The sequence below is a fragment of the Sphingobium sp. WCS2017Hpa-17 genome, assembly GCF_031843765.1.
In the GTDB taxonomy this organism is placed as follows: domain Bacteria; phylum Pseudomonadota; class Alphaproteobacteria; order Sphingomonadales; family Sphingomonadaceae; genus Sphingobium.
Map to the genome: position 1 here is coordinate 799,144 of NZ_JAVTIV010000001.1, position 26,048 is coordinate 825,191.

Genomic DNA, 26,048 nt, shown 5'->3' on the forward strand with positions numbered 1-26,048 from the left:
TGGGCGGGCCTTATTTGCCCGCCAGTTCATCCTTGAAGGCGTCCAGGCTGAGCGGGCGGCCCAGGAAATTCTGGATCAGCGCGTTGGCGTCGACCGAACCGCCCGGCTCCAACACCTGCTTGCGGTACTGCATGGCGGTGGCCTTGTCCCGGATGCCATCCGCCTTGAAGCGGGTGAACAGGTCGAGCGCGATCGCCTTGGACCAGACATAGGTATAATAGATCGCCGAATAGCCATCCAGATGGCCGAAGCTGGCATAGCTGTGCGTGTTCGGGACGGCCGGGAACATGGAGTAACGGCTGATCTGCGTGTCATACATGGTCGCCAGGTCGAAATCGGGCGCGCGATTGTAGAAGTTGAGCGACACGGCCGAATAGGCGAGCTGCCCCTTCCACCGAACCGCTTCGCCGAACTGGCGGCCGGCGTTCATCTTCTTCACCAGCTCTTCGGGGATGGGCTGGCCCTGCGCGTTGGAGGCGAAGCCCTTGAGGGTGTCATAATCCCAGGTCCATTCCTCCAGCAGTTGCGAGGGCGCTTCGATGAAGTCCCATTGCAGATTGCCCATCGACTGAAGGCTGTAGGTCTGCTTGCCGGAATAGAGGCTGTGGATCAGATGGCCGAATTCGTGGAGGAAGGTCGTGACGTCGTCATGATCCATCGGGCCGCTGCCGGGGAAGTTGCAGATGAGCGCGCCGACCGGCACCTGCTGCCCGGTGACGCCGGTGCGGATCGGGAATTGCGCGGCATGGTTATACTTGCCCTTGCGCGGGTGCATGTCGAGGTAGAAGCGGCCGATCAGCTTGCCCTGATCGTACAGTTCCCAGGCAGTGACGCTCTTGTCCCAGACCGGCGTGTTCCATGGGCGGATGTCCGCGCCGAACAGGTCGCCGACCAGTTTGAAGATGCCCTGCCGCGCCTTGTCATAGGTGAAATATTGGCGGACGACTTCGGCGTCGACGGCATATTTCTGCTTGCGCAGGAGGTTCTGCATATAGGCATTATCCCAGCCTTCCAGCCGGTCGATGCTGGGATCGACCGTTTTGGCGAAGGCGAAGAGTTCGTCATAATCCTTAGTCGCGCCTGGTTTCGCTGCTGCATTGACATCGTCGAGGAAGGCGGCGGCGCGGGTCGGATTGCCGATCATCTTGTCGGCGGTGATCAGCGTCGCATAGTCGGGCAGGCCGAGCAGCGTCGCCAGATCATGGCGTTTCTGGAGCAGCGTCTTCAGCACGGTTTCGTTCGCCGGCCAGCCGCGATTGCGGAAGGCGACCGATACTTTGCGCCGGGTGTCGCGGATCGCGGCGAAATCATTGACGGGCATGATGTCGGGATAATCATAGCTTATATGGACGAGGCCATCGGTGCCGGGCTTGTGCGCGTCGATATAATCCTGCGGCAGGCCCTTCAACTCTTCGGGCTTGAGGACGATGTCGCCCTTGTCGTCGCGGATATTCTTGGCGAAGAGCAGGCCGGTTTCGACGATCTCCTTCTGGAGTTGCGTCACCTTGGCGCGAGTCGCTGCATCCTTGTCAACGCCGGCGAGGCGATAGCTGACCAGTTGTTTGTTCAGCGCATAGGCGGTCTTCGTATCCAGTCCCTTGGTCGGGATCGCGGACAGGCGGTCGTAGATCGGGCGGGACAGGGAGACGTCGGTGACCAGCGAGGCGAGTTTCTGGACGCAGGCTTCGGCGGCAGCGCGGATTTTCTCGTCCGGGTTGGTTTCCGAAATCAGATACATTTCGCTGGAGCCGTCCGACAGGATCAGCGCCAGCCGGTCATAGGCGGTAAAGTCGGTGGCGATCGCGGCCGCGCCGGTGCGGGCTTCCAGCGCCGTCTTGGCCTTTGTCGCCAGCGTGAAGGTGGCGGTGCAACGGTTTTCCACGGCGGCGGGATCGGCCAGGGTCAGGGGCAGGGGATCGAGCAGGCCATGCACATCAGCGGCGGTCGGCGTGGTAACCGGCGCGGCCAGAGCCGTGCCGCTCAGCAGAAGAGACAGGAGCGGCAAGCGAGACAGGACAGACATGATACCCCCCGATGTTATGATGGCGGGAGACTGGCAAAGATAAGCAGGCTTCGCAAGCGCAGTCATGTTACTTGCCTGCCATCATGCTGACTTGATCAATCTTTGCTGTTCATTGCGCGCCGGGTGCAGGAACCAGATATATATTTGGCGGCTTATCGCCCCTGCCGCCGCGCCATAAAGGCGAGGCGTTCGAACAGCATGATATCCTGCTCATTCTTGAGCAGCGCGCCATGGAGGGGCGGGATCGCCTTGGTCGGGTCGCTGTTCTGGAGGACGTCGAGCGGCATATCCTCGTTCAGCAGCAGTTTCAGCCAGTCGAGCAGTTCGGACGTGCTGGGCTTTTTCTTGAGGCCGGGGACGTCGCGGATCTCGTAGAAAATATCCATCGCCTTGCCGACCAGTATCTTCTGGATGCCGGGGAAATGGACATCGACGATGGCCTGCATCGTGTCGCGGTCCGGGAATTTGATATAATGGAAGAAGCAGCGGCGCAGGAAGGCGTCGGGCAGTTCCTTTTCATTGTTCGAGGTGATGACGACAACCGGGCGCTCGGCCGCCGCGATCGTCTCGCCCGTCTCATAGACATGGAAGGCCATGCGATCGAGTTCCTGCAACAGGTCGTTGGGAAATTCGATGTCGGCCTTGTCGATCTCGTCGATCAGCAGGACGGGGAGTTTGGGGGCGGTGAACGCCTCCCACAACTTGCCCTTACGGATATAGTTGGCGATGTCATGGACCCGCTCGTCGCCGAGTTGGCCGTCGCGCAGGCGGGCGACGGCGTCATATTCATAGAGGCCCTGATGGGCTTTGGTCGTGGACTTGACGTTCCATTCGATGAGGGGAGCGTCCAGCGCTTTGGCGATTTCCTGGGCGAGGACGGTCTTGCCGGTGCCCGGTTCGCCCTTCACCAGCAAGGGACGGCGCAGCAGCACCGCGGCGTTGACCGCGACCTTCAGATCGTCGGTGGCGACATAGTCCTGCGTGCCTTCAAAGCGCATCATCCCATCCCATTCAGTTGTCGATGACAACCGGACTAGGCAATGCGGCAGGCGGGTGCAATCGGTAAAGGGGCGCTCAGGCGCTCTTGGCGCGGACGTCGGCGCGGGCGGCGAGCAGATCCCACAGGCCGCGATGCTGGTTCAAAAGCTGGCGCGCGCCGAACTGGATGGCGCGGTCGATGCCGTCATCGCCACCGATGGCGCGGGCGACGTCCAGCGTGGCGGCGCGTTCGGGCAGGGCGCAGGGATGGGGTTCAAGGCCGACACGCAGCGCGGCCTGATCCAGCACATGACGCACGGCGCGCCAGTCGAGCACCAGCGCCATCGCCGCGCCCATGGCGCAGCCGCGCCGGTCCGACTGGGCCAGCATGTCGAGCGCATGGCGTTGCTGGCTGACGGCGGTTTCGCAATCGGCCTGACCTGCCGTGCTGGGCGCGGGGCCGACGGCGACGGTCACTTGCGTGAGGTACGCGCGTTCACGGGCAAAGGCGTCGCCCGCCGCGATCAGCCATTGGCGGGCGGCATTGTCGGCGGAGCGGGTGGCGGCATGATCGATCACGCCGGGGTGGCGACCATGGAGCATGCAGAGATAATAAGCGCCGTCGGCCAGATCGGACAGCGAGAGCAGCGTATCGCGAGCCACGCCGGCGGCGGCGCGATTGGCGTAGGGATGGGCAGCCGTGCCATCGGCAGCGACCAGCGCTTCCAGGATTCGCGCTATGTCGCCAAATTGGTAGCGGGGTGCCGCTTCGCTCATGCTCTCATCCCTGTTGGTCCCGCAGGTGCGGGCTGTGACCACAGGCATAGTCTGGCGGAGTAAACGTCCGGTTTACGGAATCAGAAAGGGCGACCCTGAAAGCCGCCCTTTTCCGTCAAGAATGGTTAATTTAAATTTACCGGTGCATTTTAATTTTACTGGTCGAGGAACGACCGCATCTTGCGGCTGCGCGACGGATGCTTGAGCTTGCGCAGCGCCTTCGCTTCGATCTGGCGGATACGTTCGCGGGTCACGCTGAACTGCTGGCCGACTTCCTCAAGGGTATGATCGGTGTTCATGCCGATGCCGAAACGCATGCGCAGCACGCGTTCCTCGCGCGGGGTCAGGCTGGCGAGGACGCGGGTGACGGTTTCCTTCAGGTTCGCCTGAATCGCGGCATCGACCGGGATGATCGCGTTCTTGTCTTCGATGAAGTCGCCCAGATGGCTGTCTTCCTCGTCGCCGATCGGCGTTTCGAGGGAGATCGGCTCCTTGGCGATCTTCATCACCTTGCGCACCTTCTCCAGCGGCATGGAAAGGCGCTCGGCCATCTCCTCCGGGGTCGGTTCGCGGCCCTGCTCGTGCAGGAACTGGCGGCTGGTGCGGACCAGCTTGTTGATCGTCTCGATCATGTGGACCGGGATGCGGATGGTGCGCGCCTGATCGGCGATCGAACGGGTGATCGCCTGCCTGATCCACCAGGTCGCATAGGTGCTGAACTTATAGCCGCGACGATATTCGAACTTATCCACCGCCTTCATCAGGCCGATATTGCCTTCCTGAATAAGGTCGAGGAATTGCAGGCCGCGATTGGTGTATTTCTTGGCGATGGAGATGACGAGGCGCAGGTTCGCCTCCACCATTTCCTTCTTGGCGATGCGCGCTTCACGTTCGCCCTTCTGCACCATGTTCACGATGCGGCGGAATTCGGACAGGGACATGCCGGTCGCCTGCGCGATTTCGCTCACTTCGTTGCGGATGCGATCGACGGCGCGCCCTTCGGCAGCGGCAAAGGCGGCCCATTTCTTGTCGAGGCCCTGCACTTTTTCCAGCCAGGCGTCGTCCAGTTCATGGTTCACATAGCGGTCGAGGAAGTCCTTGCGGCTGACCTTGTGGCGCTCGGCCAGACGCAGCATCTGGCCGCCCAGCGCAGTCAGGCGGCGATTATAGGCGTACAGCTGATCGACGAGATATTCGATCTTCTGCTGGTGGAACTGGACGCTCTCGACCTCGGCGGTCAGTTGTTCGCGCAGTTCGTGATACGTGTCTTCGGCCTTCTGGCTCAGGCTGTCGCCATTGGCCATCGCGACCATGCGCGCTTCCTGCGAGGCGGAGAAGGCACGGAAGATTTCGGTGATGGTAGCGAACTTCTCAAGTGCCATCGGCTTGAGTGTCTCTTCCATCTGGGCGAGGGAAAGGGTGTTATCCTCTTCCTCTTCTTCCTCGTTGCGGCGGGCGCGGGGGGCGCCGTCCTCATCCTCGTCAGCGTCGGCGGATTCCTCCTCCGGCTCTTCCTCTTCCTTGAAGCTGGGGCCGGCGGTCTTTTCGCTGATCTCGCCGTCGTCATCCTCGGCGCCTTCTTCCAGGCTTTCCGGGGCAGGGTCTTTGGACAGCATGGCGTCGAGATCGAGAATCTCGCGCAGCTGCATTTCGCCGTTGTTGAGGGCGGTCGACCATTCGATAATGGCGTTGAAGGTGGTCGGGCTTTCGCACAGACCCAGGATCATCGTGTCGCGGCCAGCCTCGATCCGCTTGGCGATGGCGATTTCGCCTTCACGGCTGAGCAGTTCCACCGCGCCCATTTCGCGCAGATACATGCGAACGGGATCGTCGGTGCGATCGACCGTTTCCTTCTTCTTTTCGGTGACGAGCTTCGGCCCGTCATCGTCGCTCGAATCATCTTCGGCGTCCTCGGCGTCCTCACGCTCGCGCTGCTCGTCGCCGTCTTCGCTCGCTTCCTCATTTTCGACGATATTGACGCCCATCTCATTGAGGGCGGCCATGATATCCTCGATCTGCTCGGAGGACATCTGGTCCTGCGGCAGGGCGTCGTTCAGTTCGTCATAGGTGATGTAGCCGCGCTTCTTCGCGCGGGCGATCAGCTTCTTGACGGAGGCTTCGTTGAGATCGAGCAGGGGCGCATCGCCACCTTCCTCTCCATCACCTGCTCCACCATTTTTGCTGTTCGCCTTGGTCGCCATGTAATCGCCTTACTTCGTCGCCCCGAAAGAAGGGCTAACCTAAATCAAACAATGTCTTCGGACTGCGCAAGTTCCGCAACGCGACGGTCGTGATCGGCCTTCAGCATGCGCATGCGCTGCTGCTCAGCGAAATTTTCTTCGCTGACGTCGCTCTCGAACCGTTTCGTGGCTTCCACCAGTGCCGTTTCCAGCTCCGGTCCCTGCGCCATCACTCGAATGGCTTCCTCCAGATCGCGCGCAAGGCGATCAGGGTCGGTTGCCATCCTGTCGGGAGTGAGTGTGAAAGCGTCGGCCCGGAGCATCCCCTTGGCCATATTATACAACTCACCTTGCCCCAATATGGTAAGGAGGGCCTGTGTTTCAACTGTTTCTTTGCGGAAGGACATTTTTGTCAGGCGGCAAGGAGTTCCTCCTGACTGGACTTATATTCCTGAATGCGTTGGCTGTATGCACGCCGTTGAGAATGAAGCCGCTGATGGCGATCCCACTCATCCTCATTCATCCAGTTTTCCTTGTGGCGAGAAACTATGTGCCGTTCGTACTCTGCCATCTGCCGTGCCAACTCCTGATCGGTAACTATCACTTCAATAGCTTGGCTTAGATCGGCTTCCGCTGTATTAGATTCTGCGTTCTTGCTGTAAAATGTGTAGCGGAAATCATGTGTAATGTCTCGCAATTCGAGCGTTGGTACGCCTTCGTCTCCTGCAATTGCCTCAATTACAGATTCTTCCAAGGCAGGGCGCTTTAGGCTAATGGAAATTAGAAATTGCAGCCAGTTGTTTAGCAATTCTGTTTTTGGAACGTACTGCGAAAGATGCTCTCTGTGAGTATAAAGTACACTTGGCCAACGGCACAGGCCGAGGATGATTGCTCTATCAACTCCGTAATCAATGCGATCGGCAATATTATGCAATCGCTTGGATTCTTCCCGGCTGTCAGCAATGTATCCACGAACTTTATTGCGTTCCGATCGCTTCCAGCCCCAACCGAATTGTTCGAAAAAGCGGTTGCGAAGGTCGTCAGCGTATTGCTTCCGCACAAGCGGGTCTGCGATTGAAGCCACGCGCTCGTTAATGCGCTGTTGAAGGCCTGCCCGAGCTTCGGGAGTTTCAGTTGCCTCTTGGTTGAGTTCATGCTCCCAAACTCGCTGAACAAGCGGTTTTGCGAGAGCGAGGAAAGTTTCAAACTTTTCTTTCCCACCAGTTCGCACAACATCGTCGGGGTCCATGCCTGCTGGCAGTGTGACGAAAGACAGGCTGTGGCCCGGTTTCAATACAGGTAATGCACGAAGGGCCGCTCGATCGGCAGCCTTCTGCCCAGCCGCATCACCATCAAAACAAAGCAGTGGCACCTCAGTCATCTTCCAGAGGCGCTCGATCTGATGCTCAGTGAGTGCGGTGCCGAGTGGAGCAACGGTTTCGCCAAAGCCGGCTTGGGTCAGCGCGATGACGTCCATATAGCCTTCCACCACGATGACGCGGCCGGTCGAGCGGCTGGCGGGGGAGGCCTTGTCGATATTGTAGAGGGTGCGGCCCTTGTCGAACAATGGTGTGTCGGGCGAGTTCAGATATTTGGGCTCGCCTGCGCCCAATATGCGACCGCCGAACGCGATGACCCGGCCGCGAATGTCGCGAATGGGGAACATGAGGCGGCCACGGAAACGGTCGTAGCTTTCGCGCTTTTTCCCTGCGCCCTTGCCTTGCTCCAGCGCTTCCGGGTCGATCAGCAAGCCGGCCTCGACCAGCATCGGTTCGCCGAAATCCTTGAGCGCGGTTTTCAGGCGGCCGCGCCCGTCCGGCGAGAAGCCGAAGCCGAAAGCACGGCGGGTGGCGTCGGTCATGCCGCGCTTTTGCAGATAGGCGCGCGCTTCGCCGCCGTCGATGCCGGCCAGTTGCTCTTCGAAGAAAGCCTGCGCCGCGCCCATCGCGTCGTGCAGGCCCTTCGCCGCTTCGGCGCGCTTGGCGGCGCGCGGATCGGCGGCGGGGACGTCCATGCTGGCGGCGGCGGCCAGTTCCTTCACCGCCTCCATGAAGGGCAGGCCGCGCTGGTCGGTCATCCAGCGGATCGCATCGCCATGCGCGCCGCAGCCGAAGCAGTGATAGAAGCCCTTCTCGTCGTTGATCGTGAAGCTGGGCGTCTTTTCATTATGGAAGGGGCAGCAGGCCTTATATTCGCGGCCGGCCTTTGTGACCTTCACGGTCTTGCCGATGAGGGTCGACAAGGATGTCCGGGCTCTCAGCTCGTCAAGAAACTGTGGCGATAAGGACATTTCTTACATCAAAAACCTAAACGTGTTGCACACGAATCATAACATAGATGCAATCGTTGTGCAGCCATATTGATTGCGTTCCAACCTACTGAGAGTGTCAAGCGTCTCGTTTCTCGACTTCGCTCGAAACGAACGGACGTAGGCGGCTGCCCCCTCCCGCGGGCGGGAGGGGGAGAGCAGGTGGTGCTGCCCCGTCGTCGTTCACACAAGCGCCGCCTTCACCAGTCCGCTTGCCTTGCTCATGTCGATGACGCTGCCGTGGCGTTCCTTGAGCACCGCCATCACCTTGCCCATGTCCTTCACGCTCTCCGCGCCGACTTCGGCCTTGATGCCATCGATGGCGGCCTTCGTTTCTTCTTCGGTCAGTTGGGCGGGCAGGAAGCTCTCGATGACGTCCAGTTCGGTCTGCTCCTTGGCGGCGAGTTCGTCGCGGCCGCCGGTCTTGAACATGTCGATGGATTCGCGGCGCTGCTTCACCATCTTTTGCAGCACTTCGACCACTACGGCGTCATCGTCCGGCACGGTCGTCGCGGTGCGCAGTTCGATGTCGCGGTCCTTCAGCTTCGCCAGGATCAGGCGCACGGCGGCGAGGCGTTCCTTGTCGCCGGCCTTCATCGATTCAATCTGGGCGCTCTTAACCTGCTCGCGAATCATGGCGATCGAATCCTGTCTCTTTCGGAAAGAACCAGATATAGCGGCAAAAGAGATTTTTAACAGACGTTGACCTGAACGCCATGCGGGCATAGGTGACCGGCCGTTTAACCCGCACCAGACGGGTTCCCGCAAAAGCATAAAGGACCGCAGACCATGGCAGACGCCAAGACCCTCATTGTGCCCAAAGGAGCGACAGGGGTCGTGGTTTTTGCCGATGGCAGCGCGGTGTTCGGCCGCGGCTTCGGCGCGGTCGGCGACGCGGTGGGCGAACTCTGCTTCAACACCTCCATCACCGGCTATCAGGAGATCATGACCGACCCGTCCTACGCCGGTCAGATCATCAATTTCACCTTCCCCCATATCGGCAATGTCGGCACCAATCTGGACGATGTGGAGGCCTTGCACCCCCATGCGCTGGGCTGCATCGTGCGGCAGGACGTCACCGCGCCCAGTAATTTCCGCAATGTCGAACCGTTCGACCAGTGGATGAAGGAGCAGGGGCGCATTGGCCTGTCGGGCGTGGACACCCGCGCGCTGACCCGCCTGATCCGTATCAAGGGCGCGCCCAATGTCGTGATCGCCCATGATCCCGATGGCAATTTCGATATCGCGGCGCTGGCGGCGAAGGCTGCTGCCTGGCCGGGGCTGGAGGGCATGGACCTCGCCATCGAAGTCACGGGCAAGGAAAGCCGCCTGTGGAAGGATGGCGCGTGGAAGCTGGGCCATGGCTATGGTTTGAATGAGGCGGGTGATGAGCGCCCCCATGTCGTCGCAATCGACTATGGCGCGAAGAATAATATCTTCCGCAATCTGGTGACGGCCGGCGCGCGCGTGACCGTGCTGCCTGCGACCGCCTCCTATGAAGAAGTGACGGCGCTCAGCCCCGATGGCGTGTTCCTGTCCAACGGTCCGGGTGATCCGGCGGCGACCGGCGCCTATGCCGTGCCCGTCATCGCGGCGCTGCTGACCGACAATGTGCCGATCTTTGGCATTTGCCTGGGTCATCAGTTGCTGGGGCTGGCAGTGGGCGCCAAGACGATCAAGATGCATCAGGGCCATCGCGGCGCGAACCATCCGGTCAAGCGGCTGGACGACGGCCTCGTTGAAATCACGTCGATGAACCATGGCTTTGCGGTCGATGTCGATACGCTTCCTGCCAACGCGCGCTCGACCCATGTGTCGCTGTTCGACGGCAGCAATTGCGGTATCGAGCTGACCGACAAAAATGCTTTCTCGGTGCAATATCATCCAGAAGCTTCGCCGGGGCCGCAGGACAGCTTCTATCTGTTCAGGAAGTTCGTGGACGGCCTGAAAAAGCCGGTCGCGGCGTGAGCCAGAACCTGCCCCCCGTTGACGAAGCGCGTCTTGCCGCCGAGTGGGAGGCGGACAAGGACGTCCTCGCCAACCTTGCGCGCAATGGCGACGTGGCGCGCATTGCGCGGCCGGTGGACGTCAGCTTCCGGGGCAGCGAGAAGGATTTCGAGCGCGTCCTCATCCTCGCCAGCCAGTTCGGCTTCGTCGAACTGGATCGGGAGGAAGATGAGGAAGGCGACCTGTTCCTGTTCCTGGAATGTGTGCAACCGGTCGACGAAGCGTCGATCCGCGCGCTGACCAAGAAATGCCTCCAGATCGAAATCCTCTGCGGCGTCGAATATGACGGCTGGGGATGCGAGGCGCAGGCGGGGGGCGTGCATTGAGAGAGGGAGCCCGCTTGTGATGCAGGCCGATATGCCGCCTCGCTTTGACAATCTCGCGCAGGTTGAGCGTATCGATTCCTCGTCACCCAGTCTGGTCTTCGGATTTCAGGCGTATGGCGAGGAAGGCGATCTACAACGGCTTGAAAAAGCGCTGAAGGCGGCTCGTATCGAGTTCCAAAGGTTTGATTATCATACGAAAAGCGTCGTTGTGTCCCCGCCATATTCCGTCGCTGCTTCCATGGTGACCAATATGTGGAAGAAAGCCGCGGCGGGTGAGTTCGGTACGCTTCGCGTTGACATATTGCTGGTAGATAAAGATGCCGCTGCGGACGGTGTCGAAATTGATGAACTGGAAGTAGTGCGTCCTGACGAAATTCGTCGATAGCACTTAATTCCGATTTGGTTGAACTTCGTAGCTAAGGTCAAATAATCGTGCCCAAACGCACCGACATCTCCTCCATCCTCATCATCGGCGCTGGTCCGATCATCATCGGCCAGGCGTGCGAGTTCGATTATTCGGGCACGCAGGCGGTCAAGGCGTTGAAGGAAGAGGGCTATCGCATCATTCTGGTCAATTCCAACCCGGCCACGATCATGACCGACCCGGAATTTGCCGACGCCACCTATGTCGAGCCGATCACGCCCGAAATCGTGGCGAAGATCATCGAGAAGGAACGGCCGGACGCGGTGCTGCCGACCATGGGCGGGCAGACGGCGCTCAATACGGCGCTGGCGCTGTATAATGACGGTACGCTGGAGAAGTATGGCGTGCAGATGATCGGTGCGGACGCCGAGGCGATCGATAAGGCGGAGGACCGGATCAAGTTCCGCGACGCCATGGACAAGATCGGTCTCGAATCTGCCCGCTCTCGCATTGCGCATACGATGGAAGAGGCGCTGGAGGCGCTGGAATATACCGGCCTTCCCTCGATCATCCGTCCCAGCTTCACCATGGGCGGCACCGGCGGCGGCATCGCCTATAATCGCGAAGAGTTCGTCAACATCGTGCGCGGCGGTCTGGACGCGTCGCCGACGACCGAGGTGCTGATCGAGGAATCGCTGATCGGCTGGAAAGAATATGAGATGGAGGTCGTTCGGGACCGCAACGACAACTGCATCATCATCTGTTCGATCGAGAATGTCGATCCGATGGGCGTCCATACCGGCGACTCCATCACCGTCGCGCCGGCGCTGACGCTGACCGACAAGGAATATCAGATCATGCGCAACGCGAGCATCGCGGTGCTGCGTGAAATCGGTGTGGAAACGGGTGGTTCCAACGTGCAGTTCTCGGTCAATCCGAAGGACGGCCGCCTGATCGTGATCGAGATGAACCCGCGCGTGTCGCGCTCGTCCGCGCTGGCGTCGAAGGCCACCGGCTTCCCGATCGCCAAGGTCGCGGCGAAGCTGGCCGTGGGCTATACGCTCGACGAGATCGAGAATGACATCACTGGCGCGACGCCGGCGTCGTTCGAACCGACGATCGACTATGTCGTGACGAAGATCCCGCGCTTCGCCTTTGAAAAGTTCAAGGGCGCCGAGCCGCTGCTGGGCACCGCGATGAAGTCCGTCGGCGAAGTCATGGCGATCGGCCGCAACATCCATGAATCGATGCAGAAGGCGCTGCGCGGTCTGGAAACGGGCCTCTCCGGCTTCAATAACGTCGATCATCTGGTCGGCGCGCCGAAGGACGATATCGTCGCCGCGCTGGCGCAGGCGACGCCCGACCGTCTGCTGGTCGCGGCGCAGGCGCTGCGCGAGGGGCTTTCCGTTCAGGAAATCCACAATATCGCCAAGTTCGACCCCTGGTTCCTGGAGCGGATCAAGGAAATCGTCGATGCGGAAGGCGAAGTGCTGGCCAATGGCCTGCCGCAGGATGCGGACGGCATGCGCCGCCTGAAATCCATGGGCTTTTCCGACAAGCGGCTCGCCTATCTGGCGCTCAAGTCGGCCAATCTGCGCGGCATGGAGCGCGGCATCGCGCGCGGGTCGGGCCTGATCCACGAGGCGGTCAAGGCGATGACCGGCGGCGTGACCGAGGACGAGGTGCGCAAGCTGCGCCACAAGCTGGGCGTGCGCCCGGTGTTCAAGCGCATCGACACCTGCGCCGCCGAGTTCGAGGCGAAGACGCCCTATATGTACTCCACCTATGAAGCGCCGCTGTTCGGCGAGGCGGAGAATGAGGCGCAGCCCAGCGACCGCAAGAAGGTCGTGATTTTGGGCGGCGGGCCGAACCGGATCGGGCAGGGGATCGAGTTCGACTATTGCTGCGTCCATGCCTGCTTCGCGCTGAGCGAGGTCGGCTATGAAACGATCATGGTCAACTGCAACCCGGAAACCGTGTCGACCGACTATGACACGTCCGACCGTCTCTATTTCGAGCCGCTGACGGCCGAAGATGTGCTGGAAATATTGGCCGTCGAAATGTCGAAGGGGACTCTGGCGGGCGTGCTGGTGCAGTTTGGCGGGCAGACGCCACTCAAGCTGGCGCAGGCGCTGGAGGATGCGGGTATCCCGATCCTGGGCACCAGCCCGGATGCGATCGACCTGGCCGAGGATCGCGAGCGCTTTGCGGCGCTGATCGACAAGCTGAAGCTGAAGCAGCCGGCCAACGGCATCGCGCGTAGCCGGGAGGAGGCGATCGCGGTCGCCAATCGCATCGGCTATCCGGTGCTGATGCGTCCGTCCTATGTGCTGGGCGGCCGGGCGATGGAGATCGTCGACGGTCAGGCGCAGTTGGAGGAATATATCACCACGGCGGTCAAGGTGTCGGGCGACTCGCCGGTGCTGATCGACCAGTATCTGCGTGATGCGGTTGAGGTCGATGTGGACGCGCTGTGCGATGGCGACGATGTGGTCGTAGCCGGCGTGTTGCAGCATATCGAGGAAGCGGGCGTCCATTCCGGTGACAGCGCCTGTTCGCTGCCGCCCTACAGCCTGTCGGACGAGATCATCGCGGAGATCGAGCGTCAGACCGAAGTGCTGGCCCGTGCGCTGTCGGTGCGCGGCCTGATGAACATCCAGTTCGCGGTCAAGGATGGCGTCGTCTATCTGATCGAGGTCAATCCGCGCGCCAGCCGCACGGTGCCCTTCGTCGCCAAGGCGATCGGCACGCCCATCGCCAAGATCGCCAGCCGCGTGATGGCGGGCGAGAAGATCAAGGATCTGCCCAGGATCGACCGCAATGCAATCGACCATGTGGCGGTGAAGGAAGCGGTCTTCCCGTTCAACCGCTTCCCCGGCGTCGATCCGGTCCTGTCACCGGAAATGAAGAGCACCGGCGAAGTCATGGGAATCGATAGCAATTTCGCAATCGCCTTCGCCAAGGCGCAGATCGGCGCGGGCACCGTTCTGCCGACCAGCGGCACGGTGTTTATTTCGCTGAAGGACAGCGACAAGCCGGTGATCGTGCCGGCGGCGGCCAAGCTGGTCGCGATGGGCTTCAAGCTGATCGCGACGGGCGGCACCGCCGACTATCTGGCAGACCATGGCATCGCCGTGGAAAAGGTGAACAAGGTGGCCGAGGGACGTCCGCATATCGTGGACCGCATCACGGACGGCGACGTGCAGTTGATCTTCAACACGACCGAGGGCTGGCAGTCGCTCAAGGACAGCAAGGCGATCCGCACCAGCGCGCTGCGTCAGAAGGTGGCGAGCTTCACCACGGCGGCCGCCAGCGTCGCTGCGGCGGACGCGATCGAGGCTTTGCGGGGCCATGCCCTTGAAGTACGCTCGCTCCAGTCCTATTATCCTCTGTCGCACGCTTGATCCCCTGCACAGGAATGATGCTGCGGGGCGGCCCTGAGAGACGGGCCGCCAAAGGGAAGTTTTGACGAAGGATTTAAGGGAATGGCGACCGTCGAGAAGATGCCGATGCTGCAAATGGGCTATGACAAGCTCAATACGCAGCTCCGCGAACTGAAGGCCGAACGGCCTTTGATCGTGGACGCCATCGAAGAAGCGCGCGCGCATGGCGACCTGTCGGAAAATGCCGAATATCATGCGGCCAAGGAACGGCAGGGTCAGGTCGAAGCGACGATCAACGATCTGGAAGACAAGCTGTCGCGCGCGCAGGTGATCGATCCGACCACCCTGTCGGGTGACAAGATCATCTTTGGCGCCACCGTGACGTTGATGGATGAAGACGACAAGCCGGTGAAGTACCAGATTGTCGGTCAGGCCGAAGCCGACGCGAAGCTGGGCATGATCTCGTATAACAGCCCGCTGGGCCGTGCGCTGATCGGCCGTCAGGTCGGTGAGGAAGTGGAAGTGTCGGTCCCTGCGGGCGACAAATTCTACCTGGTCGACAAAATCGACTTCATCTGACCGTGCGACTGCCGGCCGGACGTCTGACCAACGGGATTGCGGCGATCACCTTCGTCGCTTTCCTGCTGCTCTATCTGACGGGGCAGGTGGATAATGCCGCTATCATCGGCGGCTTCATTCCCGCCCGGCTGGGCGATCCGGCGTTGCTGGACGGCATGGCCGCCGTGCCCGCTTTTCTGACGCCGCTCAGTTGCACCTTCATCCATGCCGGCTGGCTGCATATCGGCTTCAACCTGCTGATGCTGCTCTTCTGCGGCCGGCAGGTGGAGCATGTGCTGGGCTGGGGCGGGACGTTGGCGCTCTATATCGTCGGGGCCTATGGCGCCTGTCTGGCGCAATGGGCGATCGATCCCGGCTCGACCAATCCGATGGTCGGCGCGAGCGGCGCCATTTCCGCGATCATCGCGCCTTATGCGCTGCTGTACAGCCAGCAGCAGGTCCGCGCGATCGGGCCGCTGTCGGCCAATCTGGTGCGGGTTCTGTGGCTGGCGGCCGGCTGGGTCGCGGTGCAGCTGATGATCGGTGTCGCCAGCGGTGCCGGCATGAGCGAGCTGGGGCAAATCGCCATCGCCGCGCATATCGGCGGCTTCATTGTCGGGCTGGCGATGACCCGGCCCCTGTTGCGCTGGCGCTTTCGTAAGAAGCCGCGCGTTGTGCAGTAATATTTACTGAAATCAAACGCTTCGTCATTGCGAGCGTAGCGAAGCAATCCAGTGTCGCGCCCTTGGATTGCTTCGCTACGCTCGCAATGACGGGATTTTATGCGCTCGGCAGTTCCGGCTCCAGCAGGCGATGCAGGTGCACGATCACATAGCGCATTTCGGCATCGTCGACCGTGCGCTGCGCGGCGCTGCGCCAGGCCTTTTCGGCCGAGGCATAGTCAGGGAACACGCCGACCAGATCGACCTTGCTCAGATCCTGAAATTCCAGCGTCTGCGGATTGGTTACGCGACCGCCCATCACCAGATGCATTTTGCTCATGGCGTTCTCTATTCTCCTTTGGCTGATCGCGACGCCTTAGCATCGTCGCCGGCATCAGCCAAGGAGAGGAGGGGTAAGCGTCGATTGCGTATCCCGCAATCGCGATTAGTTTTTGGGCAATCGCGCCTTGATCGCATCGCTCAGCGCATCGACCTTGGCCGCGACCAGCGCGGTTACTTCATCCGCGAGCTTGGACGCTTTGGCAGGCAGGTCGGCGGAAGCCACGCTATCGCGCGCATCGGCCGCGACGTCGCTGGCTGCATGGAGCGCATTCGCGGCCCCTTTCTTGATGCCGCCGGCGCTATCGGCAGCAGCATGAAGCGCATTGGTAGCACCCTGCTTCACCGTTTCTGCGCCTTCTGCGGCAGCCGCGCGGGCGGCCACGGCGGCTTCCAGCACGCGCGACCCGGCGGTGACGGCCAGGCCCGGCAGCGCCTTCATCACGCGGCGGCTCTTGGGGAACATCCAGGCGACGACCGCGCCCACGGCGACGGCGCCCGCCACGGCGACGATCGGATGTTCCTGGACAATCTCATTGGCGCGGGTGGCGACGCGCTGGGTCCGGTCCTTGGCATCGCCATAGGCTTCGCTCGCCTTGTCGCGGCTGGTCTGGATCAGGTCGCCGGCGCTTTCGCGGGCCTTGTCGGTGGTATCCTTGATCTTGTCCGTTGCGGTGATCGCGGCGTCATTGGCGGCCTCGCGAACGCGGGTGATCTGGGCGCGGATGTCAGCCATCATCATTCTCCGAAATATCTGGGTCTGTGTTCCTGAAACGAACGTACAGCCGTCCGAAAAGTGCCGCCAGCGGGCGGCGGAAGAGAAAGAGGCCGAAGGCGGTGGCTGCTGCGCCGATTGCGACAGGCCGCTGCTGCACGTTTGCGGCGACCTGCGCAATGCCGCCGCGGACGGCCCCGCTCGCCTTGTCCTTAGCATCCTGTTTGAGCCGGGCAGGGGTGATGCGCGTCTTGGCCTCTTCCGCCGTCAGGTGTAGGCGGCCCCTGGCGGCGTCGGCCCGGTCGCAGGCGGCGCGATAGCGGCTTTCAAGATTCATGGCGCGATCGCCTTCTTCATGCGGGTGATGCACCCCTTGGCTGCCAGCAGCAGCAGCAAGGTGACGAGCAGGCCGCCGCCCACCACGATCAATGTGCCCCATAATGGCCCCACCAATTGAGACAGGGCGATGATCAGGCCGATCAGCAGCGCCACGATGCTGGCAAAGGCCAACATCAGCGCGATGGTAGCGAAGATGGCGGCATTACGTACGCCCACGCCGACGATGCCGGCCCGCAGCTTCTGCTTTTCCGCTTCGGCGGCGGCGTAGGCGCGGCCGTCTGCATAAAGGCGCGCCAGCACCGCTTTCACGCTTTCATCATGCGCGCTGTTTTCGGGCGCGCCATCAGGCTGCCCATCGGTCGGCAGCGTTGCCGCCGTATCCGCTGGTTCGTCAGTCAATTTGCCCTCCGCCCCGCCTTGCGGGCCTGTGCGTCGGTCAGAATATGCAACCGTGCGAAGGCTTACGCCTTGTCGTCCGATCCCTTAGCAAGGCGCATCAGCACGAAGCCGACCACCGCCGCCGCACCGATCGCGACCGCCGGGCTTTTCCGCACGAAATCGCGGGCTTCACCGATCAACTGGTCGACATCCTTGGCATCCAGCGAATCCGCTGCGCCAGCGACCGATTCCGCCGCCTGACGGGCATAGTCGCCATATTGCGGGCCGAGTTTGGAATCGACCGTGCCGGCCGTGTCGGAAATCAGCTTGGCCAGGCTTTGCAGCGTGGTGCCGGTCTTGTCCTTGGCCACGCCGGCTGCGGACTTGGCGGTCTTGCCGGCCTGTTCCTTGATCGGGTCGATATGCGCCTTCCAGTCGACGGCGTTCAGCTTGTCGGCGGCGGCCTTGGCGGCCTTTTCGGCTTGCGCCTTGATCGGGGCGATCTGGGCGGTCCAGCCGTGTGACGCGGCGCCATTGCCGGGCTTCTTGGCCGGTGCCTTGCGCGTGGCGGCCTTCTTGACCGGCGCGGTCTTTACGGCAGGCGAGGAAGGGCTGGCGATCGCCGGCTTGGCGGCCTTCGCTTTGGTCGGCTTGGCGACAGGCGTCTTCTTGACGCGCTTGACGGGCGGGGTTTCCGGTGTGTCGGCCATCGTCCTCAGTCTCCCTTTCATAATCACATGGGGCCGGCGAAGCCGGCGGGCATCATGGTCCAAATGCCTCGCGACGGACTACAGTTCCGTAGCCGTTACATTTTCGAGCATCGGCATTTTTTGCGTCTGCGCAACCCCCTGCATTGCCAATGCGGGAGGTGCTGGCTAAGCGGAGCGCGCATATCAGGCCGAAAGGCCGCCGCGCAGACCGCAAGTGCAGGAGCGATCATGACCGCCATTCTCGATATTCACGCCCGCCAGATCCTCGACAGCCGGGGCAATCCCACCGTCGAAGTCGATGTCATGCTGGAAGATGGCAGCTTCGGCCGCGCCGCCGTGCCCTCGGGCGCGTCCACCGGCGCCTATGAAGCGGTCGAAAAGCGCGACGGCGACAAGAGCAAATATCTGGGCAAGGGCGTCCTTCAGGCCGTCGCCGCCGTGAATGACGAGATTGCCGGCGAACTGATCGGCCTGGACGCCGAGGATCAGGGCGAAGTCGACGCTGCGATGATCTCGCTCGACGGTACCGAGAACAAGTCGCGGCTGGGCGCCAACGCGATTCTGGGCGTGTCGCTCGCCGCGGCCAAGGCCGCCGCCGATGCGCGCGGCCTGCCGCTTTACCGCTATGTCGGTGGCGTCCAGTCGCATGTCCTGCCGGTGCCGATGATGAATATCATCAATGGCGGCGAACATGCCGACAACCCGATCGATTTTCAGGAATTCATGATCATGCCGGTCGGTGCGGAAAGCATCGCCGACGCGGTGCGCATCGGTTCGGAAATCTTCCATACGCTCAAGAAGGGCCTGCACGACAAGGGGCTGGCCACATCGGTGGGTGATGAAGGCGGCTTTGCCCCCAACATCGCATCGACCCGCGATGCGCTCGACTTCATCATGCTGTCGGTCGAAAAGGCCGGTTACAAGCCGGGCGATGATGTCGTGCTGGCGCTGGATTGCGCCGCGACCGAGTTTTTCAAGAACGGCCGTTACGAAATTTCGGGCGAAGGCCTGTCGCTGACGCCGGTGGAAATGGCCGACTATCTGGCGGCCCTGACCAACGATTATCCGATCAAGTCGATCGAAGACGGCATGAGCGAGGATGATTTCGAAGGCTGGAAGGCGCTGACCGACAAGATCGGGCACAAGGTTCAACTGGTGGGCGACGACCTGTTCGTCACCAATCCCGCGCGCCTTGCCATGGGCATCGGCAAGGGGCTGGCCAACTCGCTGCTGGTGAAGGTCAACCAGATCGGTACGCTGACCGAGACGCTGGCCGCCGTCGATCTGGCCCATCGCTCGCGCTACAGCGCGGTCATGTCGCACCGTTCGGGCGAAACCGAGGACGCGACCATCGCCGACCTCGCCGTCGCGACCAATTGCGGGCAGATCAAGACCGGTTCGCTGGCCCGTTCGGACCGGTTGGCCAAATATAACCAGCTGATCCGTATCGAGGAAGAACTGGGCGACATCGCCGTCTACGCCGGACGCTCGATCTTCCGCTAAAAAGGCAAAGAGACTCGGCCGGCCGCAAGCGACGCATTTTTCGCTTGCGGCCGGCCTTTTCCTGTGATTCTTCTGATCCATGGCGCATATCGCGAAACTTCGTCTCCTCCTGTGGTCGGCTATCGGCCCTGCGATTGCGCTGCTCCTCCTGCTGTTCTTCGCCGGCTATGTCGTGCTGGGGGCAAATGGGGTGTTGGCATGGGGCGATTATTCGCGCCAGTTGCATGTCGCGCAGGCGGAATTGAAGCAGACCCAGCATGCCCAGGCCGAATTGCGCAATCGCGTCGATCTGCTCAATCCGCGCCGCGTCGACCCGGACCTGAGCGACGAACTGATCCGCCGCCAGCTCGGTGTGATTCACCATGATGAAGTGGTCGTCCCGCTCAACTGACGGTACGGAAGGGTAAGGTCCGCGAAAGGATTTTGCGCGGAAATCCTCTCGTTCGTAATTTTGCTGCGAGCGCGTTTTGCCACTTTGTGGCCAGTCCGTTCAAACCCATCAATTTTCGGTCATAGCTATTGGTTCTGGCCGGATTCCGGGGGGTCCGCAGTTGCAAACTATGCAACTCTGCCGCTATATCGGGCTTCCTTCCATCCTACCCCCACGCAAAAGGATAATAGCCTTGGCGAAACCAACCACGCCGCGCGCTGCGAGCGCAAAGGCAAAGGCGGCTGCACCCGCCCCTGCCGGTGCGGACCATAACCGGCCGCGCCCGGCAACGCCGACCGATTACAAGGCCAGCAAGGAAGAATTGCTGGAATTCTACCGGCAGATGGTTCTCATCCGCCGCTTCGAGGAAAAGGCCGGCCAGTTGTACGGCCTGGGTTTCATCGGCGGCTTCTGCCACCTTTATATCGGCCAGGAAGCGGTCGCGGTGGGTATCCAGTCGGCGCTCAAGCCCGGCAAGGACAGCGTCATCACCGGCTATCGCGACCATGGCCACATGCTGGCCTATGGCATCGATCCCAAGGTCATCATGGCCGAACTGACCGGCCGTGAAGCGGGTATCTCGCGCGGCAAGGGCGGTTCGATGCACATGTTCAGCGTCGAACATAAATTCTTCGGCGGCCATGGCATCGTCGGTGCGCAGGTGTCGCTGGGCGCGGGCCTGGGCTTCGCGCACAAATATAATGGCGATGGCGGCGTGTGCGTCGCTTATTTCGGTGACGGCGCGGCCAACCAGGGCCAGGTCTATGAGTCGTTCAACATGGCCGAACTGTGGAAGCTGCCGATCATCTTCGTGATCGAAAACAACCAGTATGCCATGGGCACCAGCGTCAACCGCGCTTCGTCGGAAGACCAGCTCTATCGTCGCGGCGAAAGCTTCCGCATCCCCGGCCTTCAGGTCGACGGCATGGACGTGCTCGCCGTGCGCGGCGCGACCGAAGAAGCGTTGAAGTGGGTGCAGGAGGGCAATGGCCCGATCCTGCTGGAAATGAAGACCTACCGCTATCGCGGTCACTCCATGTCCGACCCCGCCAAGTACCGCTCGCGCGACGAAGTGCAGGCGGTGCGCGACAATAGCGACCCGATCGAGGCCGTGAAGAAATATCTGGTCGCCGCGGGTGTCAGCGAAGACGAGATCAAGGTGATCGATCAGGATATCCGCAAGGTCGTGGCCGAAGCCGCCGACTTCGCCGAAACCTCGCCCGAACCGGAACTGGCTGAACTCTATACCGACGTGCTGGTGGAGCAATATTAATGGGTATCGAAATCAAGATGCCGGCGCTCTCGCCGACGATGGAAGAGGGCACGCTGGCCAAATGGCTGGTGAAGGAAGGCGACGAAGTGAAGTCCGGCGACATCCTCGCCGAGATCGAAACCGACAAGGCGACGATGGAATTCGAAGCCGTCGATGAAGGCAAGATCGGCCAGATCCTGATCGCCGAAGGCAGCGAAGGCGTGAAGGTCGGCACTGTGATCGCCACGATGGCGGGCGAAGGTGGCGAAGAGGCCGCGCCGGCCCCTAAGGCCGCCGAAGCCCCCAAGGCTGAGGAAGCGCCCAAGAAGGCCGAAAGCGGCACGTCCAAGCTGGCGTCGGAAGCCCGTGCGACCGTGCAGGATCCGGACCTTCCGGCCGGAACCGAATTCGTCAAGACGACGGTCCGCGAAGCATTGCGCGACGCGATGGCCGAAGAAATGCGCAAGGATGAGCGCGTCTTCGTGATGGGCGAGGAAGTCGCCGAATATCAGGGCGCGTACAAGGTGACGCAGGGCCTGCTGGACGAATTTGGCGACAAGCGCGTCATCGACACGCCGATCACCGAATATGGCTTCGCGGGCATCGGCGCGGGCGCGGCCATGGGCGGCCTGCGCCCGGTCATCGAGTTCATGACGTTCAACTTCGCCATGCAGGCGATCGACCACATCATCAACTCGGCTGCCAAGACCAACTACATGTCCGGTGGCCAGATGCGCTGCCCGATAGTGTTCCGTGGTCCCAACGGCGCGGCCAGCCGCGTCGGCGCGCAGCACAGCCAGAATTACGGTCCCTGGTATGCCGCCGTTCCCGGCCTGATCGTCATCGCGCCCTATGACGCGGCCGACGCCAAGGGCCTGCTGAAGGCCGCGATCCGCTCGACCGACCCGGTCGTGTTCCTGGAGAATGAACTTCTCTACGGTCGCAGCTTCGACGTGCCCAAGGTCGACGATTATGTCCTGCCGATCGGCAAGGCGCGCATCATGCGTCCGGGCAAGGATGTCACGCTGGTCAGCTACTCGATCGGCGTGGGCCTGGCGCTCGACGCGGCGGAAACGCTGGCGGCCGAGGGCATCGACGCGGAAGTGATCGATCTGCGCACGCTGCGCCCGCTCGACACCGCGACGGTGCTGGAAAGCCTGAAGAAGACCAACCGCCTCGTCGTGGTGGAAGAAGGCTGGCCGACCTGCTCGATCGCGTCGGAAATCGCTGCGGTGGTGATGGAACAGGGCTTCGACGATCTCGACGCCCCGGTGCTGCGCGTCACCAACGAAGATGTGCCGCTGCCTTATGCCGCGAATCTTGAAAAGCTGGCGCTGATCGACGCGGCCCGCGTCGTCGCGGCGGCGAAGAAGGTCTGCTACAAATAAGGCCGGCTACTGGCATGAAAAAGGAAAGGGCGGCTGTTTCAGCCGCCCTTTTCGTATCAGGTAGCGGTGCGCGCAATATGTATCAGGAGCAGGATGCCGTAGCCGACGTTGCCAGATTGCCGGCATTCTTGATCGCCTGATCGGTCCGTTCGCGCACGTTGAAGGCACTGGTGTAGCGGATGACCTTTGCGCCGAAGATCGAATTGGTGATCAGCGGCTGGTAGTTATAGGCGACCTCCACGAACATCACCGCAGTGCCGCTCGCCGGGGCCACCTTGGTCGCGGCGGTGGTACCCGGACCCATGCCATATTTCAGCGTGGCGTCGTTGGTGCCGTCTCCGGCGACGCCATATTGCGAGGTGAAACTGCCCGTGCCCCAGCAGCGCTGCCAGCGGATATAATAGCCCGCATTGCTGCCGCTCTTGCCGTTGGATTCGAGGTCGGACAGGAAAATCCGGCCATTGGCTTTCAGTGCCAGCGAATTGGTCGACAGATCGGCGCCGGTCATGATCTCGTTGACGTCGGCCTCATCAATCGAGGTACGGACACGCGAGGCATTGTCGGCCACGAGCATCGCCACCTGGCTGACGCGCATATGCGCCAGCGCCAGATTCGCGCACTCCAGACCGGCCATGCACAGCACGACCAGCACCGGCAGCGAAAAGGCGAACTCGATCAGCGCCAGACCGCGATCGTCACGGCGCAGGCGGCGCAGCAGGGCGCGAAGAGTATGAAGGCGCGTCATCAACTGCACCTGATCGTCGGTGTACCCTGATTGGCCCAGGGCTGGTTGCGGACCATGGTGGAGGCGGTGGCGGACTGGGTCGCGCTCCAGCCCAGCATCTTGGCGAGCGGGAAGAGACGCGGCATCGATATCGTCACTTCATAATAGACGATGTCGTCCGCACCGCCCAGACCGCTGGCGCCACTATTGGTGTCGTAACTGCCATTGCCATTGGCATCCTCATAGCAGTCGCCGACATTATAGGTGCCGAGCGGCGCGGTGTCGGTGGTGATCTTCTCCGGCTTGCCGACGCGGGAAAAGTTATAATAGCTTTTCTTGGTGGTCGATGTGGTGCCGTTCTTGGAATTGATCGCCGCCATCTGCGCCTCGATATAGGTGTCGATGTCCGTGCTGTTGAGCGTGCCGACCGAGGCGGATCGCGCCGCCTTTTCCAGCACGCCGCGGGTCACGGCACGCAGATAGGATTGATAGCCCAGGTCGCCGATCGCCATGATCGTCAGGATCAGTGGCCCGGCCACCAGGCCGAATTCCAGCAGCGTCGCGCCGCGCACATGATCGCGCAGCCGGGCCAGGAAGCGGGCGGTCCGGCCGATCATTGCGACAGCCTCAACCCGCCGATATTCTTGGCGATATCCTTGAACTTCTGGCGCAGGGTCGATGGCGTATAGGCCATGAACCAGTGGTTGCTGCTGTTGGCGCAGGATTGCAGTTCGTCATCCAACATGGCGGAGTCCAGAACGCCGGTTGCCGGCTTGTCCTTGAACCCCACCACCCAGATGTTGATGCCCTTGCCCTTGATCGCGTTGCACATGATTTCCAGACGGCGCTTGTGGATCGCGGTCAGGCTGGAGTTGCCCGTGCTGGTCGATGCTACGCGGCCGTCCAGCTTCTGATAGCCATAGGCGCCATAGACCGCATCATAGGCGCTCATGTCACCGTCCGTCATGAAGATGATATGGCGCGAAATGTTGAAGCCGTTGGGCGCGGCGCTGTTCTCGCTGGAGAAAATGCCGGTCGGCGACAGGAAGCGCGCACCCCACATCATGCCGATGTCATGATAGGTGCCACCGATTGCGATTAGTCCATCGACATAATTGTCGAAGCTGCCGGTCATGCCGGCCGGCGTGGCCGAGCGGTTGGTATAGCTGGCCAGCTTGCGCGCCTTGCTGGGGCAGGCGTTCCAGCCGCCGGTGCCGGCACGATAGTCCGTCAGGCGATTGTCGTTCAGCCAGCGACCGCTGCGGTCGAACTCGACATCGGGCCAATGGGGGCGCCATTTGGTCGCCGTATCGGTGGGCGCCGTGTCGATCTGAAGATCATAGGCGCCGCTCGGCACCGAACTGGTCGATGTCGATGTAGTGATGCTGCTATCGGTATCGCGTTCCTCGATGCAGCCCGACCAGGTGTTGGTGGCCGACACGGTGGTGTTGTTGCTATCCGTGGTCGCGCCGGTAACATAGGTAGGGTTGGCGACAGCATTGCCCGCGACATAGCCCGACACATCGAGCGGATATTGGCCATATTGCCAGCTATAATTCGGGGTTTGGGTGACGACGTCGGTATCGGTTTCGGTATAGCTGTTGTAGGTGACCGAGTTCCACTGACGCGAATAGGTGTTCCCCGAGCGCGAGCAGGCACTGGTCGATTTCCAGCTATAGCTTGTTCCCGTCGTAACCCGGGTTGTCACGGTGGTCGTCGTAATCACGCCGGAGCCATCAGTGCTGGACGAACTGGACGAGCTTTGAGATTGCGATGTGGTGTCGGCGGGCAGTGAAGGACAGCTTCCAGAGTTGGTTGCTGTTCCGCTTCCGGCGCTGGTGGATCCGGATTTATATGTCCAGGTGCCGTTGCTGGTCGATGAGGTATAGCTGCTGATATAGCGACGGCGGGTCTGATAGTTCCAGGTTTCGCCGGTCGTGCCGCCGACCAGCGCGCTGGTCGGCAGGGAATAGCCGACATTGACGGTCGAGCTATAGGGCATGAAGCCGTAGCGGATGCGGCCGGTCGTATCCGATCCCGCGCCCAGCGTGTCGTAGAAATCCTTGACCGCCAGCTTTAGCGCGGCGAGGCGCGTCATGGTGGTGCCGTCGGTATCGGTCATGTTGCTGGACATGGAGCCGGTGGTGTCGAGCACCAGCATGACATCGGTATTGCCGATGTCGAAACGGCTTTCGCAGGTCACGCTGAGCGGCAGCGTTTCATATTTGAAGATCTTCATGACCGTGGTGGGCATGGTCGAGTCTGCCGTGACCTGCACCGTGGTCGTCTCGCCGGGTTTGCTCTGGATGACCGGGGTGAAGGTCGCGGTCTGGAACGTGCCCTGCGGGAAGTTGAAGTCGAAGAATTTCCGCGCTTCGGCAATGTCGGACGTGGACATGGACGATCCGGTCATGGCACGTCGGCCGGCCAGTGCGGCGGCGTCGCAGGCCTGCTGCATACGGGCGCGGGCCATATAGGCGCGGCTCATGTCCAGGCCGCCGCCAATCAGTGCCGCGAGCGGGATGATCGCCGCGGCGACGATCGCCATGGTGTTGCCCGCCTGGTTCTTCGCCAGACGCTTCAGAAAGCCCATCGGTTGCTCGTTTGTCTTGCCCATTTGCCTGCAATCACCCATGTCGCGCCCGACACCCCCCAATGATGGGTCGGGCAGCCTGTCCGCCTATGCAGGCGCACTCGTTAGAAT

Annotated in this window: 24 protein-coding genes and 1 pseudogene; 10 read left to right on the plus strand and 15 right to left on the minus strand. The window is 61.6% G+C overall.

All coding sequences use genetic code 11. The features are described 5' to 3' along the window. Positions 1 to 10: 10 nt before the first annotated feature. The 7 genes and pseudogenes from RQH62_RS03820 to RQH62_RS03850 form a co-directional block, all read right to left on the minus strand. Positions 11 to 2,023: a M3 family metallopeptidase gene (locus RQH62_RS03820; protein WP_311267383.1), complete on the minus strand. Its 2,013-nt coding sequence runs from the start codon at positions 2,021 to 2,023 to the stop codon at positions 11 to 13. A gap of 152 nt (positions 2,024 to 2,175) precedes the next feature. Then, positions 2,176 to 3,021, minus strand: coding sequence for a MoxR family ATPase (locus RQH62_RS03825; RefSeq protein ID WP_311267528.1), 846 nt, complete (start codon positions 3,019 to 3,021; stop codon positions 2,176 to 2,178). Positions 3,022 to 3,097: 76 nt separating this feature from the next. Beyond that, positions 3,098 to 3,778, minus strand: a complete 681-nt coding sequence (locus RQH62_RS03830; RefSeq protein WP_311267384.1) for a DUF6975 family protein — start codon at positions 3,776 to 3,778, stop codon at positions 3,098 to 3,100. A gap of 155 nt (positions 3,779 to 3,933) precedes the next feature. Next, on the minus strand, positions 3,934 to 5,979 hold the full coding sequence (gene rpoD, locus RQH62_RS03835; RefSeq protein ID WP_311267385.1) for an RNA polymerase sigma factor RpoD: 2,046 nt from the start codon (positions 5,977 to 5,979) through the stop codon (positions 3,934 to 3,936). A 44-nt stretch (positions 5,980 to 6,023) separates the two neighbouring features. Beyond that, positions 6,024 to 6,362, minus strand: a pseudogene (locus RQH62_RS03840) (DNA primase); the annotation flags it as partial. Positions 6,363 to 6,370: 8 nt separating this feature from the next. Further along, positions 6,371 to 8,248: a DNA primase gene (gene dnaG, locus RQH62_RS03845; protein ID WP_311267386.1), complete on the minus strand. Its 1,878-nt coding sequence runs from the start codon at positions 8,246 to 8,248 to the stop codon at positions 6,371 to 6,373. Between the two features lie 201 nt (positions 8,249 to 8,449). Then, positions 8,450 to 8,902 (minus strand): GatB/YqeY domain-containing protein, encoded by a 453-nt coding sequence (locus RQH62_RS03850; protein ID WP_311267387.1) that lies wholly within the window; start codon positions 8,900 to 8,902, stop codon positions 8,450 to 8,452. 153 nt (positions 8,903 to 9,055) lie between these two features. Here RQH62_RS03850 and carA point away from each other — a divergent pair, with 153 nt between their 5' ends. The 6 genes from carA (at position 9,056) to RQH62_RS03880 (ending at position 15,587) form a co-directional block, all read left to right on the plus strand. Then, the gene (gene carA, locus RQH62_RS03855; RefSeq protein WP_311267388.1) at positions 9,056 to 10,234 is read left to right on the plus strand and encodes a glutamine-hydrolyzing carbamoyl-phosphate synthase small subunit; all 1,179 of its coding nucleotides are present in this window, start codon (positions 9,056 to 9,058) and stop codon (positions 10,232 to 10,234) included. Then, positions 10,231 to 10,599: a ribonuclease E inhibitor RraB gene (locus RQH62_RS03860; protein ID WP_311267389.1), complete on the plus strand. Its 369-nt coding sequence runs from the start codon at positions 10,231 to 10,233 to the stop codon at positions 10,597 to 10,599. Before carA ends, RQH62_RS03860 begins: the two co-directional genes overlap by 4 nt. 16 nt (positions 10,600 to 10,615) lie before the next feature. Further along, complete coding sequence (locus RQH62_RS03865) at positions 10,616 to 10,984, plus strand: hypothetical protein (protein ID WP_311267390.1); 369 nt, start codon at positions 10,616 to 10,618, stop codon at positions 10,982 to 10,984. A gap of 47 nt (positions 10,985 to 11,031) precedes the next feature. Continuing rightward, a complete protein-coding gene (gene carB / locus RQH62_RS03870; RefSeq protein ID WP_311267391.1) occupies positions 11,032 to 14,367 on the plus strand; it encodes a carbamoyl-phosphate synthase large subunit in 3,336 nt (1,111 codons plus the stop codon). Between the two features lie 81 nt (positions 14,368 to 14,448). Continuing rightward, positions 14,449 to 14,925, plus strand: a complete 477-nt coding sequence (gene greA / locus RQH62_RS03875) for a transcription elongation factor GreA (protein ID WP_184271360.1) — start codon at positions 14,449 to 14,451, stop codon at positions 14,923 to 14,925. Between the two features lie 2 nt (positions 14,926 to 14,927). Beyond that, entirely contained in the window at positions 14,928 to 15,587 is a 660-nt protein-coding gene (locus tag RQH62_RS03880) for a rhomboid family intramembrane serine protease (protein ID WP_311267392.1), read from the plus strand. Positions 15,588 to 15,684: 97 nt separating this feature from the next. Here RQH62_RS03880 and RQH62_RS03885 read toward each other — a convergent pair whose 3' ends face one another. The 5 genes from RQH62_RS03885 to RQH62_RS03905 form a co-directional block, all read right to left on the minus strand. Further along, a complete protein-coding gene (locus tag RQH62_RS03885; protein WP_311267393.1) occupies positions 15,685 to 15,906 on the minus strand; it encodes a DUF4170 domain-containing protein in 222 nt (73 codons plus the stop codon). A 105-nt stretch (positions 15,907 to 16,011) separates the two neighbouring features. Next, on the minus strand, positions 16,012 to 16,641 hold the full coding sequence (locus RQH62_RS03890; RefSeq protein ID WP_311267394.1) for a hypothetical protein: 630 nt from the start codon (positions 16,639 to 16,641) through the stop codon (positions 16,012 to 16,014). Beyond that, entirely contained in the window at positions 16,634 to 16,957 is a 324-nt protein-coding gene (locus RQH62_RS03895) for a hypothetical protein (protein ID WP_311267395.1), read from the minus strand. The genes RQH62_RS03890 and RQH62_RS03895 overlap by 8 nt, the downstream gene beginning before the upstream one ends. Then, on the minus strand, positions 16,954 to 17,358 hold the full coding sequence (locus tag RQH62_RS03900; RefSeq protein ID WP_311267396.1) for a hypothetical protein: 405 nt from the start codon (positions 17,356 to 17,358) through the stop codon (positions 16,954 to 16,956). Before RQH62_RS03900 ends, RQH62_RS03895 begins: the two co-directional genes overlap by 4 nt. Positions 17,359 to 17,420: 62 nt before the next feature. Then, positions 17,421 to 18,047, minus strand: a complete 627-nt coding sequence (locus RQH62_RS03905; protein WP_311267397.1) for a hypothetical protein — start codon at positions 18,045 to 18,047, stop codon at positions 17,421 to 17,423. Positions 18,048 to 18,275: 228 nt separating this feature from the next. Here RQH62_RS03905 and eno point away from each other — a divergent pair, with 228 nt between their 5' ends. From eno to RQH62_RS03925, 4 genes are all read left to right on the plus strand, one after another. After that, entirely contained in the window at positions 18,276 to 19,550 is a 1,275-nt protein-coding gene (gene eno / locus RQH62_RS03910; RefSeq protein WP_311267398.1) for a phosphopyruvate hydratase, read from the plus strand. Positions 19,551 to 19,629: 79 nt separating this feature from the next. Further along, on the plus strand, positions 19,630 to 19,941 hold the full coding sequence (locus RQH62_RS03915; RefSeq protein ID WP_184271383.1) for a septum formation initiator family protein: 312 nt from the start codon (positions 19,630 to 19,632) through the stop codon (positions 19,939 to 19,941). A gap of 232 nt (positions 19,942 to 20,173) precedes the next feature. Continuing rightward, a complete protein-coding gene (pdhA, locus tag RQH62_RS03920; protein WP_311267399.1) occupies positions 20,174 to 21,253 on the plus strand; it encodes a pyruvate dehydrogenase (acetyl-transferring) E1 component subunit alpha in 1,080 nt (359 codons plus the stop codon). After that, the gene (locus RQH62_RS03925; RefSeq protein WP_311267400.1) at positions 21,253 to 22,620 is read left to right on the plus strand and encodes a pyruvate dehydrogenase complex E1 component subunit beta; all 1,368 of its coding nucleotides are present in this window, start codon (positions 21,253 to 21,255) and stop codon (positions 22,618 to 22,620) included. Before pdhA ends, RQH62_RS03925 begins: the two co-directional genes overlap by 1 nt. An 82-nt stretch (positions 22,621 to 22,702) precedes the next feature. On the opposite strand, the gene RQH62_RS03930 is transcribed toward RQH62_RS03925, so the two are convergent. The 3 genes from RQH62_RS03930 to RQH62_RS03940 are packed head-to-tail and all read right to left on the minus strand — an operon-like array spanning position 22,703 to position 25,961. Further along, positions 22,703 to 23,365: a TadE/TadG family type IV pilus assembly protein gene (locus RQH62_RS03930; RefSeq protein WP_311267401.1), complete on the minus strand. Its 663-nt coding sequence runs from the start codon at positions 23,363 to 23,365 to the stop codon at positions 22,703 to 22,705. Further along, a complete protein-coding gene (locus RQH62_RS03935) occupies positions 23,365 to 23,961 on the minus strand; it encodes a TadE/TadG family type IV pilus assembly protein (protein ID WP_311267402.1) in 597 nt (198 codons plus the stop codon). Before RQH62_RS03935 ends, RQH62_RS03930 begins: the two co-directional genes overlap by 1 nt. After that, on the minus strand, positions 23,958 to 25,961 hold the full coding sequence (locus RQH62_RS03940; RefSeq protein ID WP_311267403.1) for a pilus assembly protein TadG-related protein: 2,004 nt from the start codon (positions 25,959 to 25,961) through the stop codon (positions 23,958 to 23,960). The genes RQH62_RS03935 and RQH62_RS03940 overlap by 4 nt, the downstream gene beginning before the upstream one ends. Positions 25,962 to 26,048: the final 87 nt, after the last annotated feature.